This is a genomic window from Ensifer sp., from assembly GCF_035999185.1.
Taxonomy (GTDB): Bacteria; Pseudomonadota; Alphaproteobacteria; order Rhizobiales; family Rhizobiaceae; genus Ensifer.
On the sequence record NZ_DASYHB010000153.1, the window covers coordinates 1 to 14106 of the forward strand.

A 14106-nucleotide genomic window follows, 5' to 3' on the forward strand; every position below is an offset into this window, starting at 1 on the left:
TTGTTTGCGCCGGTGGCAAAGGGAGCGTTTGCAGATGAATTCATATGTGAACATGGGCGTGGGTGCCTTTCTGGGGACGGTCTTCGTTCTGATGTCCGTGTCCATTGCATCGGAAGGCATTTTCCACTCCGAGGCTCCCGAAAAGGAAGGCTTTGCGATTGTCGCCGAAGAAGGCACGTCGGAAGCTGGTGCCGGCGGTGCTGCGGAAGTCGAAGTCGATATCAAGCCGCTGCTCCTCAAGGCTGACGCTGCTGCCGGCGAAGCCGTATTCAAGAAATGCGCGAGCTGTCACACCGCCGACAAGGGCGGCGCAAACAAAGTTGGACCGAACCTCTGGGGCCTCGTCAACCGGCCGATCGCCTCGCATGAGGGCTTCAGCTACTCCGCTGGCATGAAGACGTTCTCCGAAGGCAGCAAGGTCGTCTGGGACTACGATCACCTGAGCTTCTTCATCGAAGCACCGAAGAAGCACGTACCGGGCACTGCCATGGGCTTTGCCGGCGTCAAGAAGCCGGACGAGCGCGCCAACCTGATTGCCTGGCTGCGCGAGCAGGCCGATTCGCCGGCCGCACTTCCCGACGCATCTGCCGCCGCTGCCGAAGCCGCACCGGCTGCCGGCGCCGAAGCAAAGCCTGCTGAAGGCCAGGCTGCACCGGCAGCTGAAGGCCAGGCAGCACCTGCGACGGAAGCCAAGCCGGCCGAAGGCCAGCCCGCTCCGGCACAATAAGCCAAGCGGTCAAGCAACGATCTATTTGACAAGGCCCGGCTCGCGCCGGGCCTTTTCGTTTGTGCGGGGTCAATGTCCGTTCACCGATGCTTCTTCGTCGGTCACGCCGCAGTCGGCAGCAACACCACGAGGCACGCTTCCCGATGAAACACTTTCAAGAAAAGCTGCAGGCATTCCGACAAGACCCGCGTGCGGGCAGATCTCATCACACCAGCAAATAGGCCCAGACCGAAACGCTGACGACGCCGAGCGCGGTCGTCAGCGTGATGGTCGATGAGGCGAGGCCATGGCCGACGTTGAAGTGATTGGCGATCAGCCAGGCATTGACGCCCGTCGGGACCGCCGAGGTCAGCACCAGCGCCGTCGTCCAGTTGTCGTTGAGGCCGAGCAGGTGGCAACTCGCATAGACGACGCCGGGCATGACCAGAAGCTTCAAGGCGCTGGTGACCGAGGCAAGCCCGAGATTGCCTACGAGGCCGTATTTGTCGAGCGCCATGCCGATCGAAATCAGTGCGGCCGGCGCTGCCATCGACGCCAGTTGATCGACCACGGTCTTCACTGGCCCGCCGAGCGGCTGGCCGACGAGATGGAACGCCGCACCGCAGACCAGCCCGATGACCAGCGGGTTGCGCACCAGATTGCGGGCCACCCCGGCAAGAAGCTGCAGCGGGCTTTGGCCCGGTTTGCCGCTGGTGTGCCGCTCCGCGCGCTCCATCAGCAGCGTGCCGGCAATCATCATGACCGGCAGATGCACGGAGAGCAGGATCGAGATCGCGACGATGCCTTCCTCTCCGACGATACGCGACACCAGCGGCAGCCCGATGAACACCGTGTTGGCGAAGGCGGAGGAGACGCCGGCGAGCACGCCCACGCGCGCGTCGCGCCCGAACAGAAACCGTGCGCCCAGATGCCCGGCCGTCCAGGTCACGGCGACACCGGAAAAATAGGCGACCCAGAGCGGCCAGGGCGAGCCGTCCTTGAAATCCGCCTCGGCGATCGTGCGAAACAGGAGAATGGGGACGGCGACGCGAAAGACGAAGTCCCCGAGCGCCTCGCCGACCGCAGGCTTCAGGTAGCCGCTGCGCACCAGCAACCAGCCGGCAAGGATGAGGATGAAGATGGGCAGGACGTTCTGAAAAATGTCGGACATGCGCGAGCCTTGGGATGGTCGCTCCAGCAATAACCGGCTTCATACCTGCGCCGCAAGCGCGTGCGAAAGAGGGAACCATCGGTAACCGCACGCGTTCCCGAAAGACAAAGCCTGAAAAATAGATGGCCCGACCGGGCCCACTGGCATGAGGAAAGCGACATGCCGCCAGACAAACCCATTTACGCCCATCGCGACGACGATCCGCACCTGACCGACGACGCACTCGCCGACAAGGTGCTACGCTTCATCCAGTATGCGGCCCTGGTCGATACAAGCGGGATATCGGTCATGGCGCTTGGCGAGATCATCGTGCTTTCCGGCGAGGTCGCCAGCGATGGGGACGTCGCCTGCGCCGGCGATGCAGCAGCCTCGGTTATCGGCGTTACAAGCGTCGACAATCGACTCACGGTGAGGCCTGAGGAAACGCAGCCTGATACTTGAGATACTGCCCGGCAGTTGCCGAAAGGTAGTACGGGTGGTACGACAGCGCCACCCTCAATTGTCGACAGCGATCGGCATCGAGGGTGATTTCACCGCAGGAGCCGCAGATGAGGACTGACAAATCAGCAACCAGATAAGCCGCAACGACTTTCAAAAGTTGTTGCGGCGTCTGTCGGCTCATATCTCCTGAAAATTGAGAGCGTGGCAGGTCGCCGCCGAATGTCATTCATTTGCGCGGATGTTTCATCATGCCTTGTCAAAACCGACCTACGTGGTCCTACTCGCTGCCGGCGGCTCTCCTGCTGATGGCGCCTTTCGATATCCTGGCGTCGCTCGCCATGGACATCTACCTGCCTGTCGTGCCCCAAATGCCCATCATTCTTGGCACTTCGCCGGCGATCGTCCAGCTGACGCTCAGCCTTTACATGCTGATGCTGGGCCTCGGGCAGTTGCTCTTCGGCCCGCTCTCCGACCGCTTCGGGCGTCGTCCGGTGCTCATCGGCGGCGCAATGCTGTTTGCCGTGTCGTCACTGCTGCTTTCGGCAACCACCTCCGCGCCCGCTTTCGTGGCGTTGAGGCTCATGCAAGCGGCCGGCGCCTCTGCGGCACTGGTTGCAACCTTCGCCACGGTGCGCGACGTCTATGGCTCGCGGCCGGAAGGCGTGACCATCTACGGGCTGTTCAGCGCCATGCTCGCCTTCGTGCCCGCGCTCGGGCCGATTGCCGGCGCGCTGATAGCGGGCGCGTTCGGATGGCGGGCGATCTTCCTGACGCTCGGCGTGCTCGGCCTTGTCGCGCTCGCCCAGGCCCTGCCGCGCTGGCTCGAAACCCGCCCCGCCACAGAGGAAAACACGAAACCGGCCTTTGCGCCCATTCTTCGACATGGCGCCTTCTGGACCTATACGCTCGGCTTCAGCACGGCGATGGGCAGCTTCTTCGTGTTCTTCTCGACGGCGCCGCGTCTGCTTATCGATCGTGCCGGCTACTCGGAGCTTGGTTTCAGCCTGGCTTTCGCCACGGCTGCCGTGGTGATGATCCTCACCACGCGCTTCGCCAAGCGCTTCACCGCCCGTTTCGGAACGGCCGGCTGCCTCGCCCGGGGCATGGCCGTGCTGATGGCGGGCGGCTTGTTGCTTGCATGCGGGGAAACCTTCGGCACGCCGTCGTTCGCGACGTTCGTGCTGCCGATGTGGGTCATCGCGATCGGCATCGTCATGACGGCGTCCGTGACGGCAAACGGTGCGCTCAAGGCGTTTGACGCGACCGCCGGGACAGCCGTGGCGTTGTACTTCTCGATCCAGAGCCTGATCGTCAGCCTCGTCGGCACCGGCGCCGTGCTATTGCTCGGCGGCGACACGGCCTGGCCGCTTGCCGGCTACTGCCTTGTCATGGCGACAATCACGCTCGTCGCGCTGGCGCTGCTGCGCCGGCATGCAAGGCAACCTGCCTGAGAGGTGCCCCCGGAGCGGATATGCCTGCTCCGGGGAACGCCGTCCCAGTGGATCGATATCGCAGAACAAGTCAGGCTCTTGACCTCGCCCCTGGGGCAGGCCCCATGACTTCTCCCATGACCGATTCTTATTTTCTCGCCGGCCGCTTCGGCGCCGCCACACGCCTGTCGCCGAAGGCCCTGAGACTCTATGCCGAGCAGGGCCTGCTGGTTCCCGCCCATATCGATCCCGTAACCGGCTATCGCTACTACGCGGCCGCACAGGCGGGACGCGCGCGGCTGATCGCCAGGCTTCGGCAACTCGGCCTGCCGATTGCCCGCATCGCGCGACTGATCGAGCTTAAGCCCGAGGTGCGCCTTGCCGAGCTGCGCGCCTGGCTCGACGTGCAGGCCAAACGGCTCGAGGAGCAGAACGAACTGGTGGAGGCGATCGCGCGGCAATCCAATGGAGATGGCGAGCCGCTCGTCGGCGCGGTGCGTATCCGCGACGTTGCCGCTTCGAAGCTCGTCTACCGGCAAGGCCAGGTGACGGTCGACGTGCTCGAACCATTCACGGAGAGGGCCGAGGCCGAGATCCGCGCCTACCTCGCGCAATGCGGCAAGAACGCGGACGGACCGATGACGCTGCACTTCCACGAACCCGTCAACCACGACGGAAAGGGCCTGGTCGAAGTCGCCCTTCCCTATACCGGCAGCCTCGAACCCTCGGGCGATCTGCGCATCCGGCTTCAGCCGGCAGGGCGCGAAGCGTTCCTTGCTGTGCCGGAAGCGCTCGAAACCTTTCCGATGGTGCTTCGGGTCTACGACGCCGTCGAGACGTGGTTCGAACAGAGCAGCGATCTCGCCTGTTTCGGCAGTCCCTACGAAATCTACCCCGGTAGCGGCGGCGCCCGCTTCGACGTCGCCTACCCCATCACGCCCTAAGACAAGCCGTCTCACGACCTCCCTCGAACAATACAAAGGTTCCACCCATGCACCACGTACCCTATGTGGGCTCCGGCCCCTATTGTTATGCCAATTCCTTCGCCATGATGTTCGGTCCCCAGGCGCCTTCGCCCGCCGTCATTGAATTTTCGACGAGCAGCCCCTTCGGCATGCAGCTCATCGGCGGCGCGCTGCCGTTTTTCGATCCCTATGGCTGGGATCCGGAGGCCGGGTTTGACGGCGCGCTCGAGGCGCTAGGCTGGACGTGCGATGTCAGCAAGGGCGGCGATGCCGAAGATGCACTTTCCCGCCTGCGCTTGGGCCTGAAGGACGGTCCGGTCTGGATCGGACCGGTGGAGATGGGACATCTGCGGCACCAGCCGGGCATGACCGGACCGATCGAGGCCGATCATTATGTGGTGGTGCTTTCGCTCGACGAGGAGGGCGTGCTTATGCACGATCCGCAAGGATATCCCTATGCGACGCTTCCCACAGCCGATTTCATGACAGCCTGGGAAGCAAGGACGCTCACCTATGGCGAACCCTTCACGATGCGCACCGGCTTTCGCCGCCGCTTCGAGGTAAGCGAGGTAGACGTGATCCGAGCCTCGATACCGGCTGCAATCCACTGGCTGTCGATGGCTACCGACCGGCCGATGCCTAGGGGCAGCCTCGGCAATGCCGATGCGGCCCACGCGCTGGCGGAGCGGCTCGACAACGGTTGCGACACCGGCTTGCGGGCGCATCTCATCCACTTTGCCGTTCGGGTCGGCGCCCGCCGCGCTGCCGACGCCGCCACCTGCCTTGCGAGCGCCGGTTACCGCGAGGCGGCGGCGATCGCGGGACAGCAGGCGCAACTGATTGGCGCGCTGCAGCACCCGCTCGTCGTTCGCAACGACAGGGCGGCGGCCGACACGCTTCGCCGGCTTGCTCCGACCTACGACCGGCTGCTTGCCGCGCTCCACAACGGTGGTTGAGGCAGCGGGCTCAAGTCGCTGGAATGTCGTGATCACATAACCGTTTCAGACATTTGCGCGACATGCCTTAGGCGATGAGCTCGGCGAAATGCGTCGGTCGCTCGACCTTCGCGTCGCGGACCGTTTCATAATGCAGACCGACGACGCCATTGTCGTAGTGTTCGCTCCCGGTCAGTCGCAGGTCGTTCTTTTCTCTCAGCCGGGCAAACCAGGGTTCGCCCGGCGAAACGACCGGATAGACGAAGAAGTGATAGCGATCGACCAGTCCGAGGCCGATCACCGTCTGCGCCAGACTGGCGCCGCCCGACAGGTGGATATCGCCGCCCGGCTGCGCCTTCAGTTCCATCAGGAAGCGCGACAGTGCCGCGTCGTCCGGGACCACGGCCCTTTCGACGTTATGCCACGGACTGATTGCCTGCGTGCCGGTACGGGAGAACACGATCTTGCGGTAGTCGTGCATTCGCCCGGCCATCACACGGTTGGTCTCACCGTTTTCGTGATCGTTAAGAGCGCCCGGCCAGTAGCCGACCATTTCCTCATAGGTCGCACGTCCGACGAGCACCGTGTCGTAATCGGCATAGAGACGATCGATCGCCCGATATTGATCATCGACGACCGTCCCCATCCAGGCGAGTGGATCGTCGAGTCGGCCATTAAGCGTCGTCATCATCTGCAGGACTATGTTGCGCATGTCCTCGCCTCCCCTAATGCGTCTGCTCAACGAGTTGGGCGAGCTGCGCGGCAACCGTTCCCCAGCCGTCGTGGAACCCCATCTCTTCATGCATTTTCCGGTCGGCGCCGCTGCGATGCATCACATGAGCGGCATAGTGCGTGCCGGCGGGATGGTCGCTGAGCGTGATGACCGCCGTCATGAAGGCACTCTCGGATGGCCGCCAGCCGGCGGTCAGCGTGTCGGTGAAAACGATGCGCGTGAGGTCGTCGACGGCCAGAAAGCAGGCGTCGAGATGCGGCACGAACGCGCCGCCGTCCTCGCTGATGTGAGTAACCAAGGCGCCGCCGGGCGTCAGGTCCATGTCGACCACCCTGCATTTGGCAGGCGCTGGAACCCACCACTTCTCGAACCGTGTTCGATCGGTCCAGGCGCGCCAGACGGCGGAACGCGGCGCCTTGATGATGCGCGCCGTCGTCAGGTCTAAATCAGGATCTGGGGAGCGGATCATGTCATTCCTCCTCGTGTTGCGTAACGAACTGCTCAAGGCGATCGGCGCGGCCTTCCCAGACCGCGCGCTGGGCCGAGAGCCAGCTCTCGACCACGCCGAACTGCGCCTTCTCGATGGCGCAGGTGCGCACCCGGCCTTGCTTGTGGGTGCGGATCAGCCCGCTGCCCTCCAGGAAGTGGATGTGCTTCATGAAGGACGGCAGAGCCATGTCAAAGGGTCGGGCTAGATCGCTGATGCTTGCAGGTCCACCGCCAAGCCGCGAAAGCACCGCGCGCCGCGTCGGGTCGGCGAGCGCCTGAAAGATCGTGTCCAACCGGTCTGAATACTGTTCCATAAGGCTAAGTATCACGGCCCAATAGTTAGCGCAACAGCTAACTATTGGGCCGTGATATGGCAACGTGTGCGCTCACCGCCTTCCCGGCACCGGCGATCCCGATTGCCGGCCTCCGTCCGGAATTGCCTCATACCAATTAAGTCGAAAGCCGCACGAGGCGCCAAAAGCTCAGTTTTCACCGATCTCCGTCAGGAAACTTGTCAGCACCTGGCGGTTTTGCGCCAGCTTCTCCGTCTTCTCCTCCACGAGGCGGATCTGCTGACGCAGGGTGACGCGCAGTTCGTCGCAAGGCTCGAAAATCGGACCTTCGCCGCGCACGCAGGACAGGAACTGCAGGATCGTCGGAAGGGTCATGCCGCCAGCGCCCAGCAGCTTGATGCGCTCGACAGTCCTCACTTCCTTCAGGTCATAATCACGATAGCCGCTTTCGGTCCGCTCCGGCTTCAACAGCCCTTCCGCCTCGTAGTAGCGCAGCATTCTGACGCTGACGCCGGTGCGTTTGGACAGCTCGCCTATCTTCATTTCGTGCCCTTCGAAGTACCCGTTGCAGCGCCCTTGACTCTGACAGCGCTGTCAGACCTTAAAGCTATGGCTCCTTCATGCAACCGCACCCCAGGAGCAAGATGATGCCGACCGAAACCAGCCTTTTCCCAGCAGCACTCGACGGCCGCGCGGTCGATGCTGCGGACCTCTCCCCCTTGGCCTTTGCCGGCTTTGCCCACTTCACCGCGATCCAGGTCAGGGACCGCAAGATCAGGGGCCTGGACCTGCATCTGAAGCGCCTCCACAATGCTTCTCTCGATTTCTTCGGTCGCGCCCTACCGGAAGACCTGCTTCGATCCCGCATCCGCCAGGCCGTTAACGCCGGCCCGCCAGACCAGTCCCTGGCGGTCACCATCTTTTCGCCAAAGGGCGAATTCACCGCCGACAGCATGCAGGGAGACCTCTCGGTGCTCGTTCGCGGCGGCCCGCCCTCCAACGGCCCGAAGGGACCGCTGCGCCTTGCGGTCGTCGAGCACGAACGGCCGCACGCGACCATCAAGCATGTCGGTGAATCCGGGAAGACCTACTACCTGCACCAGGCGATCAGGGCCGGTTTCGACGACGCCGCCTTCATCAACCGGCAGGGGCGTCTCAGTGAGGCAAGCATCTGGAACCTCGTCTTCTGGGACGGAGAGGCTGTCATCTGGCCCAAGGCCGAGATGCTCACCGGCACGATGATGGGGACCGTCCAGCGGCAACTGGAGCGCCTCGGCGTTCCGCAGCGTCAGGAGGAAATTACCCTCGAACGCCTCGAGACGCTCTCCGGCGCAGCGGTCATGAACTCCTGGACGCCCGGCATCGCCGTCAGCGCCATCGGATCGATGGCGTTTCCGGATGCAAGGGCGTTCATGGATCTGTTGCATCGGGCGCATGCGGCCGAGCCTGCCGAACACGTCTAGCGGCCGCCCGCCTGAAAGGCCGGGGCGCTTCGCCTCGGCCTTACCGTTTTCGCGCGACGATGTAAGGTCGGTTGTCATTGCCCGCCGTCGCGTGATTTTCGGTGGCGAGGATGTCGAACCCGACCAATCGCATATATTGGCAGAGGTCCGCCACACCGAAGCTGGCCGCGTAGGGTGCCAATCCGACGGCACGCATCGCCGGCAAGAGCGCCAGGCGCACCAGCGGGTTCATATCGCCGACACAAGGCGTCTTGGAAATGAACAGCCCCCGTGACGCAAGGAGAGCGTGGATGCTGCTTAGCGTGCCCGAGAGATCACGGACGAGATGGAGATAGTTGAACGCCAGAACGGCATCGTACTGCACACACTCGGCGACCAGCGTTTCTGCAACTGAGGTACGGAAGGCCAGGTGTGGAACGAGATCCGCAGCGTACCTCTCCCTGGAAATCGCAATCATCTCGGCGGAAATATCGGTCGCGAGGTAGTCTCGCACGTCACCTGCGAGCCGGAACGCCGTCGTCCCCGTGCCGCAGCCAAGCTCCAGAACCCGGTCGTCCGGCAAAAGCAGCGCGCGCGTGCGCTCCAGCGTGCGTTCATATCCGGCGGGATCGGCGATCGCGCCCCTGGCGTACCGCCGCGACGTCCTATCCCAGAAACGCGCGTCGCTCGCTGTGTTCATGCTGCCCCCTCCCCAGAACGCAACCCTATTTCTGCGGCAAGACGGTTGGCACCGTGCCCGTCAGGGCAATCCACCATGGTGCAACGTCATCGATACCGACGAAGATCGATGATATCGCGCAATCATCAACAGCTGGCGGAGAAAGAACCGTCAATCGACGGGGAGCCTTGGTCGCATCAAGGCAGTCGAATCCAATCGGCGGTTTCAAGGACATAGGGCGCGAAGAGATAGTCGCGGATCGTCGTGATTTCGTCTTTACGCCAGTCGAGAAGTACGAAGTGCGCAGGCTCCTCCATTCGACCTGCGCCATCGAAAACCAGCATGGCCGGACGCCCTTCGATCGCGCCGAGTTCGTAGCGCCAGCGGGTCTCCTCGGCATAACGGGCGAAGTAGCGGCGGATGTCCTCGCGACCCTCGAGCTTCAGCCTGTTGACCAGGTCGAGCCTGACGTCTTCGGCAAGCATCGAGCGGATCGCGTCAAAATCGCCGCCCTTGAACAGGCGCACATAGGCTGCCATCTTTTGCCGGCTCGCGTCTGACAGCAGCGGCAGCCGCACGTCGTCGGGACGCGCCGCCAAGTGTCTGAGCGCCGCCCTTGCGCGCTGGAGCGCCGATTTGGCCGCGGCATGCGTGCAATCGGCGATTTCCGCGATTTCTTCGACCTGATATCCGAGCACATCCTTGAGGATGACGGCACATCGCTGGAGTTCGGGCAGTCGCATGAAGGCTTGAAAGCCGACGGCGACGATGTCGAGCTCGGGCAACCGCGCGTCTTCCATGTCGTCAACGAGCGGAACGACCTTGTGCCGTGATCGACGGCGCAGGAAATCGAGGCTCGTATTGTGAGCGATGCGCAGCAGCCAGCCTTCGAGGTTGTCCACGACCGTACCGTCCGCCCGAGCCTGCAAGGCCTTGATCAGCGCTTCCTGCAACACATCCTCGCCGTCAACCGTCGAGCCGGTCATGCGCGCGCAATAGCGATGCAGCCGCGGCCGGAGCTCCTTCAGGCGATCCTCGAAGTCTTGCGGGTTCATGCGTCGCGCTCCATCGGGATATCTCCAGGCGTCCGCCACGGACGATAGCGTGGGCCGAACAAAATGTCCGCCGCCGCCTGGCCGTTTCGGGCGGGCGGCAGCGGACCATTCCCCGGCATCACGCGTTGTCGCTGAAAGCGACCTCGCCGACGATCGATTCGAGGCTCGCCAGCTGAAGGATCTCAGGGAAATAGGCCTTCATCCTTGGATCGGCCCGCATCGCCTCGACCGCGGCCGGCGTGTCCCATTCCGAATAGATCACGACGCTTGCGCCGTCCTTGGCAGCGATCAACCGGGTCGTCCGCCAGCCGGAAAGCGTGCGGATGACGGTGTCGATGTTGCGCTTCAGAAGCGCGATCAGTTGGGCCTGCCTGTCGGGCGCGACCTTCAGCACGTTGACGAGGGTGACGGGTGCGGTGGTCATGGGAGCATCTCCTTGTTGCGGATGCAGTAAAGACGAACAGGAGACGTGAAACGGATCGCAGAGCACGAAATATTTGCGCGCTACCGACCGGAACCGCAGCGTCGTTCGTCGATGGGAACGGCACGGGGATGTCGACGCGTAGGCGGCGCTCCCCGCCAGGGCCGCTGATACTGTATAGTCACAACCTCTGTCGGCCTGTCTCAGGGGGTAACGATGCCCAATGCGTTCTGCCGCCTTCTCGATATTGCGATCCCCATCGCGCAAGCCGGGATGGGGGGCGCGACGTCGCCGGAACTCGTTGCAGCAGTGAGCAATGCGGGCGGCCTTGGCCTTATTGGCCTGTCGGTCTCCTATTTCGATGATCTCGAATTGGCCAGGCAGGAGGTCAGGCGCACCCGCGCCCTGACGCCGCGCCCGTTTGGCGCAAACATCATCCTGGAATGGGAACCGTCGGGAAGGCTCGATATCTGCCTTGATGAAGGCGTGCGATTGATCAGCTTCTCGTTCGGTGACCCTGCCCCTTACGTCACACGGATTCACGACGCCGGCGCGCTCGTCTCGATCATGGTGGGAACACCCGCTGAGGCAAAGAGCGCAGTCGACGCCGGTGTGGATCTGATCATTGCGCAGGGGTGGGAGGCAGGCGGACATCCCGCAGGGCAAATCGCGACCATGGCTCTCGTTCCAGCGGTCGTCGATGCCGTCGGGGGGCAGGTGCCGGTGCTTGCGGCAGGCGGGATCGCCGACGGACGCGGGCTCGCGGCCGCGATCGCCCTTGGCGCGAGTGGCGCCTATATCGGCACCCGCTTCCTTGCAAGTCGTGAGGCCGCAATCCACCCCGAATATCAGCAGCGGATTTTGACGGCCGGCGTCGCAGACACGGTTTACACCAAGGTGTTCAATGGCGGCTGGGACGCAGCGCAACGGGTTTTACGGAATTCGACTTACGCCCGTTGGGACGCAGCCGGGCAACCGCCCGATGGTCTGCGCCCCGATGAGGGAGAGATCGTCGCGACGTCGTTCCGTCGCGGCGACATTGCACGCTACCAGTGCGTCGTCGCAGGCCCTGAATGCGAGGGCGACATCGAAGCGCTGCCGCTCTGGGCAGGCCAAGGCGTGGGCCTCGCGAAGGAACTCATGACGGCGGGCGAGATCGTCGACGAAATCTGGAAAGAGGCAAAAGACGCACAACGAAGGCTGTCTGCCGCAATCGACGGATCGAACTCCAGTTCGCCGATTGATCCGGAACGCAATTGATCCTGGAAAACTATGGGTCGGAAACACTGGGGAAAAGGATGGCGGACAGAGAGGGATTCGAACCCTCGATACGCTTTCACGTATACACGCGTTCCAGGCGTGCGCCTTCAACCACTCGGCCACCTGTCCATCCGTCAGCAGCCGACGGTCATTCCGGCTGGATGGGAAGGGCGAGGCCCTTCGTGTCAGCCGGCGTGAACCGGCGGACGCGCGTCTATATACCGATGATTCCGTTGGGATCAACTGCTTTCTGACAGATTGTTGACATCTCGTGAAACCGAATGGGCAATGATCCCCATTGTGCGTGCTTGCCGGCGCGCCTATTTCTTGCGCCAGGAGCTGCGCCACGCTTCCCCGCCCCCGGTATCGCCTTGACGGCGCCTGGATCGCTTTGACGATTTTCGGCCGTCGGATCTTGTCTAAGGCCCTTGCGATAGAAGTTGATGTCGGCGGATGGTGAGGCCAGAGGAAAGGCGCGAGCCGGTGATTCGATGGGCCAGCGTTTCGAAGGCCGGCGTTTCGAAGGGCCAGAGTTTCGAAGGGAATGAAGACCGATGCGGTTTCTGTTGAGGCTGGCGAGCGCCGTCGTCCTGTTTGCCGCCATACTTGCCGGCGCCGTCGACGCGATCCAGTCGGTCGCCGCATCGGAACTGGTGATGACCTCGCTCGGCGACGACCTGGAGGCGCTCGGCGCCGATACGGCAAGTTGGGTCCAGTTCGCGCAGCGCAGCGACGCGGCGCCAACGATCTGGCACTCGCTGCTACACTGGGTGCTGACGCAGCCGGCCTTCGCCGTGCTGGCGCTCATCGCTCTCATTCTGTGGATGGCCGGATACAAGAAACGGCCGGCGGCGGGACGGTTCGCCGCCTGAATATCGCGGAGCCGAACTTCGCATCGATAAAAGGAGTATGCTGATGTTCCTGATCGACATGTTCAACAAGAAGACGATCATGCCGGATGCGCAGACGGCGCTGCCGGGCCGCGACCAAGCGATCCCGACGGCCGAGACGCATTTCGTTTCCGGCCGGCCGCTGAAGGGTCCGTATCCCGAGGGCACGAAGAAGATCCTTTTCGGCATGGGCTGCTTCTGGGGTGCCGAGCGCCTGCTCTGGAACATCCCCGGCGTCTACGTCACGGCGGTCGGCTATGCCGGCGGACTGACGCCCAACCCGACCTATCAGGAAACGACCACCGGGCTCACCGGCCATACGGAGGTTGTGCTGGTCGTCTATGATCCGCAGACGGTTCCGCTCGCTACCTTCCTCAAGACCTTTTTCGAGGAGCATGACCCGACACAGGGCATGCGCCAAGGCAACGATATCGGCACCACCTACCGCTCGGCGATCTATACCTATGACGACGAACAACTGGCTGAGGCCAAGGCCGCTCGTACCACGTTCCAGGCAGCGTTGAAGCACTCCGGCCATGGCGGCAAGGTCACCACCGAGATCGCCAAAGCCGGGCCGCTCTACTTCGCCGAGGACTACCACCAGCAATACCTGGCGAAGAACCCGAACGGCTATTGCGGCCTGCGCGGCACCGGCGTGAGCTGCCCGATCGGCAGTTAGAGCAATCGTCTCAGCGCGCAGCGCTGTCGATCGGCATGATCTGGGTCGAACAGGCCCAGACGATGCCTTGGAGTGGAACCAGAGCAAAAGAAGGAAAGCCGCATCCACTCTTCCTGGTCCCGCTCGACCGATCGGCCCCACCTGCTGCAGGAGCCGTGCGCCCACAACCCTGAGGTCGCGCAGGATGGGTGGAGACACGTCTTCCCGATCTCAAAAGCGCAAGAGAACCGGTGCCTTAACGGTACCGGAAGTGGCGGCTTGTATTTTTACCATCTGAAAAATTTTGAGTGTTTTTTTGCCGTGACCGTGCAAGGATGCGCCACCCTAGCCCCCAAGGAGAAGGGGGTGGGTTCCGCAGACAGGCTTCCGTCAGGGGGCCGGCGGGAGGACCCAATAAGATCAATAGCGACAACAGGGCTGCACGATGAAAAAAACCATTCTCGGTCTCTTTGCCTTTTCGATGATGTCCGCGACGGCTCTGGCCGCCGACATCAAGCCGGCGATCATCTACGATCTC

17 protein-coding genes and 1 tRNA gene are annotated in these 14106 nt (G+C 63.1%); 9 read left to right on the forward strand and 9 right to left on the reverse strand.

The window, feature by feature from the left end:
• Positions 1 to 34: 34 nt before the first annotated feature.
• Positions 35 to 727 carry a cytochrome c family protein gene (locus tag VGO04_RS19850; protein ID WP_327497684.1) on the forward strand — a complete coding sequence of 231 codons (693 nt, stop codon included), beginning with the start codon at positions 35 to 37 and terminating at the stop codon, positions 725 to 727.
• A 205-nt stretch (positions 728 to 932) separates the two neighbouring features.
• Here VGO04_RS19850 and VGO04_RS19855 read toward each other — a convergent pair whose 3' ends face one another.
• Positions 933 to 1877, reverse strand: a complete 945-nt coding sequence (locus VGO04_RS19855; RefSeq protein WP_327497685.1) for an AEC family transporter — start codon at positions 1875 to 1877, stop codon at positions 933 to 935.
• A gap of 159 nt (positions 1878 to 2036) precedes the next feature.
• On the opposite strand from VGO04_RS19855, the gene VGO04_RS19860 reads away from it, so the two are divergent.
• From VGO04_RS19860 to VGO04_RS19875, 4 genes are all read left to right on the forward strand, one after another.
• Positions 2037 to 2318 carry a BON domain-containing protein gene (locus tag VGO04_RS19860; protein WP_327497686.1) on the forward strand — a complete coding sequence of 94 codons (282 nt, stop codon included), beginning with the start codon at positions 2037 to 2039 and terminating at the stop codon, positions 2316 to 2318.
• Between the two features lie 248 nt (positions 2319 to 2566).
• A complete protein-coding gene (cml, locus tag VGO04_RS19865) occupies positions 2567 to 3769 on the forward strand; it encodes a CmlA/FloR family chloramphenicol efflux MFS transporter (protein WP_327497687.1) in 1203 nt (400 codons plus the stop codon).
• Between the two features lie 116 nt (positions 3770 to 3885).
• The gene (locus VGO04_RS19870) at positions 3886 to 4692 is read left to right on the forward strand and encodes a MerR family transcriptional regulator (protein WP_327497688.1); all 807 of its coding nucleotides are present in this window, start codon (positions 3886 to 3888) and stop codon (positions 4690 to 4692) included.
• A 47-nt stretch (positions 4693 to 4739) separates the two neighbouring features.
• Positions 4740 to 5669, forward strand: coding sequence for a hypothetical protein (locus VGO04_RS19875; RefSeq protein ID WP_327497689.1), 930 nt, complete (start codon positions 4740 to 4742; stop codon positions 5667 to 5669).
• 67 nt (positions 5670 to 5736) lie between these two features.
• Here VGO04_RS19875 and VGO04_RS19880 read toward each other — a convergent pair whose 3' ends face one another.
• From VGO04_RS19880 to VGO04_RS19895, 4 genes are all read right to left on the reverse strand, one after another.
• Positions 5737 to 6360, reverse strand: coding sequence for a dihydrofolate reductase family protein (locus tag VGO04_RS19880; RefSeq protein ID WP_327497690.1), 624 nt, complete (start codon positions 6358 to 6360; stop codon positions 5737 to 5739).
• A 13-nt stretch (positions 6361 to 6373) separates the two neighbouring features.
• Complete coding sequence (locus VGO04_RS19885) at positions 6374 to 6850, reverse strand: SRPBCC family protein (protein ID WP_327497691.1); 477 nt, start codon at positions 6848 to 6850, stop codon at positions 6374 to 6376.
• Position 6851: 1 nt separating this feature from the next.
• The gene (locus VGO04_RS19890) at positions 6852 to 7184 is read right to left on the reverse strand and encodes a metalloregulator ArsR/SmtB family transcription factor (RefSeq protein WP_327497692.1); all 333 of its coding nucleotides are present in this window, start codon (positions 7182 to 7184) and stop codon (positions 6852 to 6854) included.
• Between the two features lie 168 nt (positions 7185 to 7352).
• Complete coding sequence (locus VGO04_RS19895) at positions 7353 to 7706, reverse strand: MerR family transcriptional regulator (protein WP_327497693.1); 354 nt, start codon at positions 7704 to 7706, stop codon at positions 7353 to 7355.
• A gap of 104 nt (positions 7707 to 7810) precedes the next feature.
• Between VGO04_RS19895 and VGO04_RS19900 the strand changes: the two genes are divergently transcribed.
• The gene (locus VGO04_RS19900) at positions 7811 to 8626 is read left to right on the forward strand and encodes an aminotransferase class IV family protein (RefSeq protein ID WP_327497694.1); all 816 of its coding nucleotides are present in this window, start codon (positions 7811 to 7813) and stop codon (positions 8624 to 8626) included.
• Positions 8627 to 8666: 40 nt separating this feature from the next.
• Here VGO04_RS19900 and VGO04_RS19905 read toward each other — a convergent pair whose 3' ends face one another.
• The 3 genes from VGO04_RS19905 to VGO04_RS19915 all read right to left on the reverse strand — a co-directional run bounded on the left by VGO04_RS19905 (position 8667) and on the right by VGO04_RS19915 (position 10763).
• Entirely contained in the window at positions 8667 to 9305 is a 639-nt protein-coding gene (locus VGO04_RS19905; protein ID WP_327497695.1) for a class I SAM-dependent methyltransferase, read from the reverse strand.
• Positions 9306 to 9481: 176 nt separating this feature from the next.
• Complete coding sequence (locus VGO04_RS19910; RefSeq protein WP_327497696.1) at positions 9482 to 10339, reverse strand: sigma-70 family RNA polymerase sigma factor; 858 nt, start codon at positions 10337 to 10339, stop codon at positions 9482 to 9484.
• A gap of 118 nt (positions 10340 to 10457) precedes the next feature.
• A complete protein-coding gene (locus VGO04_RS19915; protein ID WP_327497697.1) occupies positions 10458 to 10763 on the reverse strand; it encodes an antibiotic biosynthesis monooxygenase family protein in 306 nt (101 codons plus the stop codon).
• A gap of 195 nt (positions 10764 to 10958) precedes the next feature.
• On the opposite strand from VGO04_RS19915, the gene VGO04_RS19920 reads away from it, so the two are divergent.
• Positions 10959 to 12020 (forward strand): NAD(P)H-dependent flavin oxidoreductase, encoded by a 1062-nt coding sequence (locus VGO04_RS19920; protein WP_414650572.1) that lies wholly within the window; start codon positions 10959 to 10961, stop codon positions 12018 to 12020.
• Between the two features lie 39 nt (positions 12021 to 12059).
• On the opposite strand, the gene VGO04_RS19925 is transcribed toward VGO04_RS19920, so the two are convergent.
• Positions 12060 to 12149, reverse strand: a tRNA-Ser gene (locus tag VGO04_RS19925).
• 425 nt (positions 12150 to 12574) lie between these two features.
• On the opposite strand from VGO04_RS19925, the gene VGO04_RS19930 reads away from it, so the two are divergent.
• A complete protein-coding gene (locus VGO04_RS19930; protein ID WP_327497699.1) occupies positions 12575 to 12892 on the forward strand; it encodes a hypothetical protein in 318 nt (105 codons plus the stop codon).
• 43 nt (positions 12893 to 12935) lie between these two features.
• Positions 12936 to 13589, forward strand: a complete 654-nt coding sequence (gene msrA, locus VGO04_RS19935; protein ID WP_327497700.1) for a peptide-methionine (S)-S-oxide reductase MsrA — start codon at positions 12936 to 12938, stop codon at positions 13587 to 13589.
• The last annotated feature ends 517 nt before the right edge of the window (positions 13590 to 14106 follow it).

Bases quoted from the DNA above. Each gene is read 5' to 3' on its own strand.
- VGO04_RS19850 (WP_327497684.1), top strand. From the start codon at position 35: ATGAATTCATATGTGAACATGGGCGTGGGTGCCTTTCTGGGGACGGTC.
- VGO04_RS19855 (WP_327497685.1), bottom strand. From the start codon at position 1,877: ATGTCCGACATTTTTCAGAACGTCCTGCCCATCTTCATCCTCATCCTT.
- VGO04_RS19860 (WP_327497686.1), top strand. From the start codon at position 2,037: ATGCCGCCAGACAAACCCATTTACGCCCATCGCGACGACGATCCGCAC.
- cml (WP_327497687.1), top strand. From the start codon at position 2,567: ATGCCTTGTCAAAACCGACCTACGTGGTCCTACTCGCTGCCGGCGGCT.
- VGO04_RS19870 (WP_327497688.1), top strand. From the start codon at position 3,886: ATGACCGATTCTTATTTTCTCGCCGGCCGCTTCGGCGCCGCCACACGC.
- VGO04_RS19875 (WP_327497689.1), top strand. From the start codon at position 4,740: ATGCACCACGTACCCTATGTGGGCTCCGGCCCCTATTGTTATGCCAAT.
- VGO04_RS19880 (WP_327497690.1), bottom strand. From the start codon at position 6,360: ATGCGCAACATAGTCCTGCAGATGATGACGACGCTTAATGGCCGACTC.
- VGO04_RS19885 (WP_327497691.1), bottom strand. From the start codon at position 6,850: ATGATCCGCTCCCCAGATCCTGATTTAGACCTGACGACGGCGCGCATC.
- VGO04_RS19890 (WP_327497692.1), bottom strand. From the start codon at position 7,184: ATGGAACAGTATTCAGACCGGTTGGACACGATCTTTCAGGCGCTCGCC.
- VGO04_RS19895 (WP_327497693.1), bottom strand. From the start codon at position 7,706: ATGAAGATAGGCGAGCTGTCCAAACGCACCGGCGTCAGCGTCAGAATG.
- VGO04_RS19900 (WP_327497694.1), top strand. From the start codon at position 7,811: ATGCCGACCGAAACCAGCCTTTTCCCAGCAGCACTCGACGGCCGCGCG.
- VGO04_RS19905 (WP_327497695.1), bottom strand. From the start codon at position 9,305: ATGAACACAGCGAGCGACGCGCGTTTCTGGGATAGGACGTCGCGGCGG.
- VGO04_RS19910 (WP_327497696.1), bottom strand. From the start codon at position 10,339: ATGAACCCGCAAGACTTCGAGGATCGCCTGAAGGAGCTCCGGCCGCGG.
- VGO04_RS19915 (WP_327497697.1), bottom strand. From the start codon at position 10,763: ATGACCACCGCACCCGTCACCCTCGTCAACGTGCTGAAGGTCGCGCCC.
- VGO04_RS19930 (WP_327497699.1), top strand. From the start codon at position 12,575: ATGCGGTTTCTGTTGAGGCTGGCGAGCGCCGTCGTCCTGTTTGCCGCC.
- msrA (WP_327497700.1), top strand. From the start codon at position 12,936: ATGTTCCTGATCGACATGTTCAACAAGAAGACGATCATGCCGGATGCG.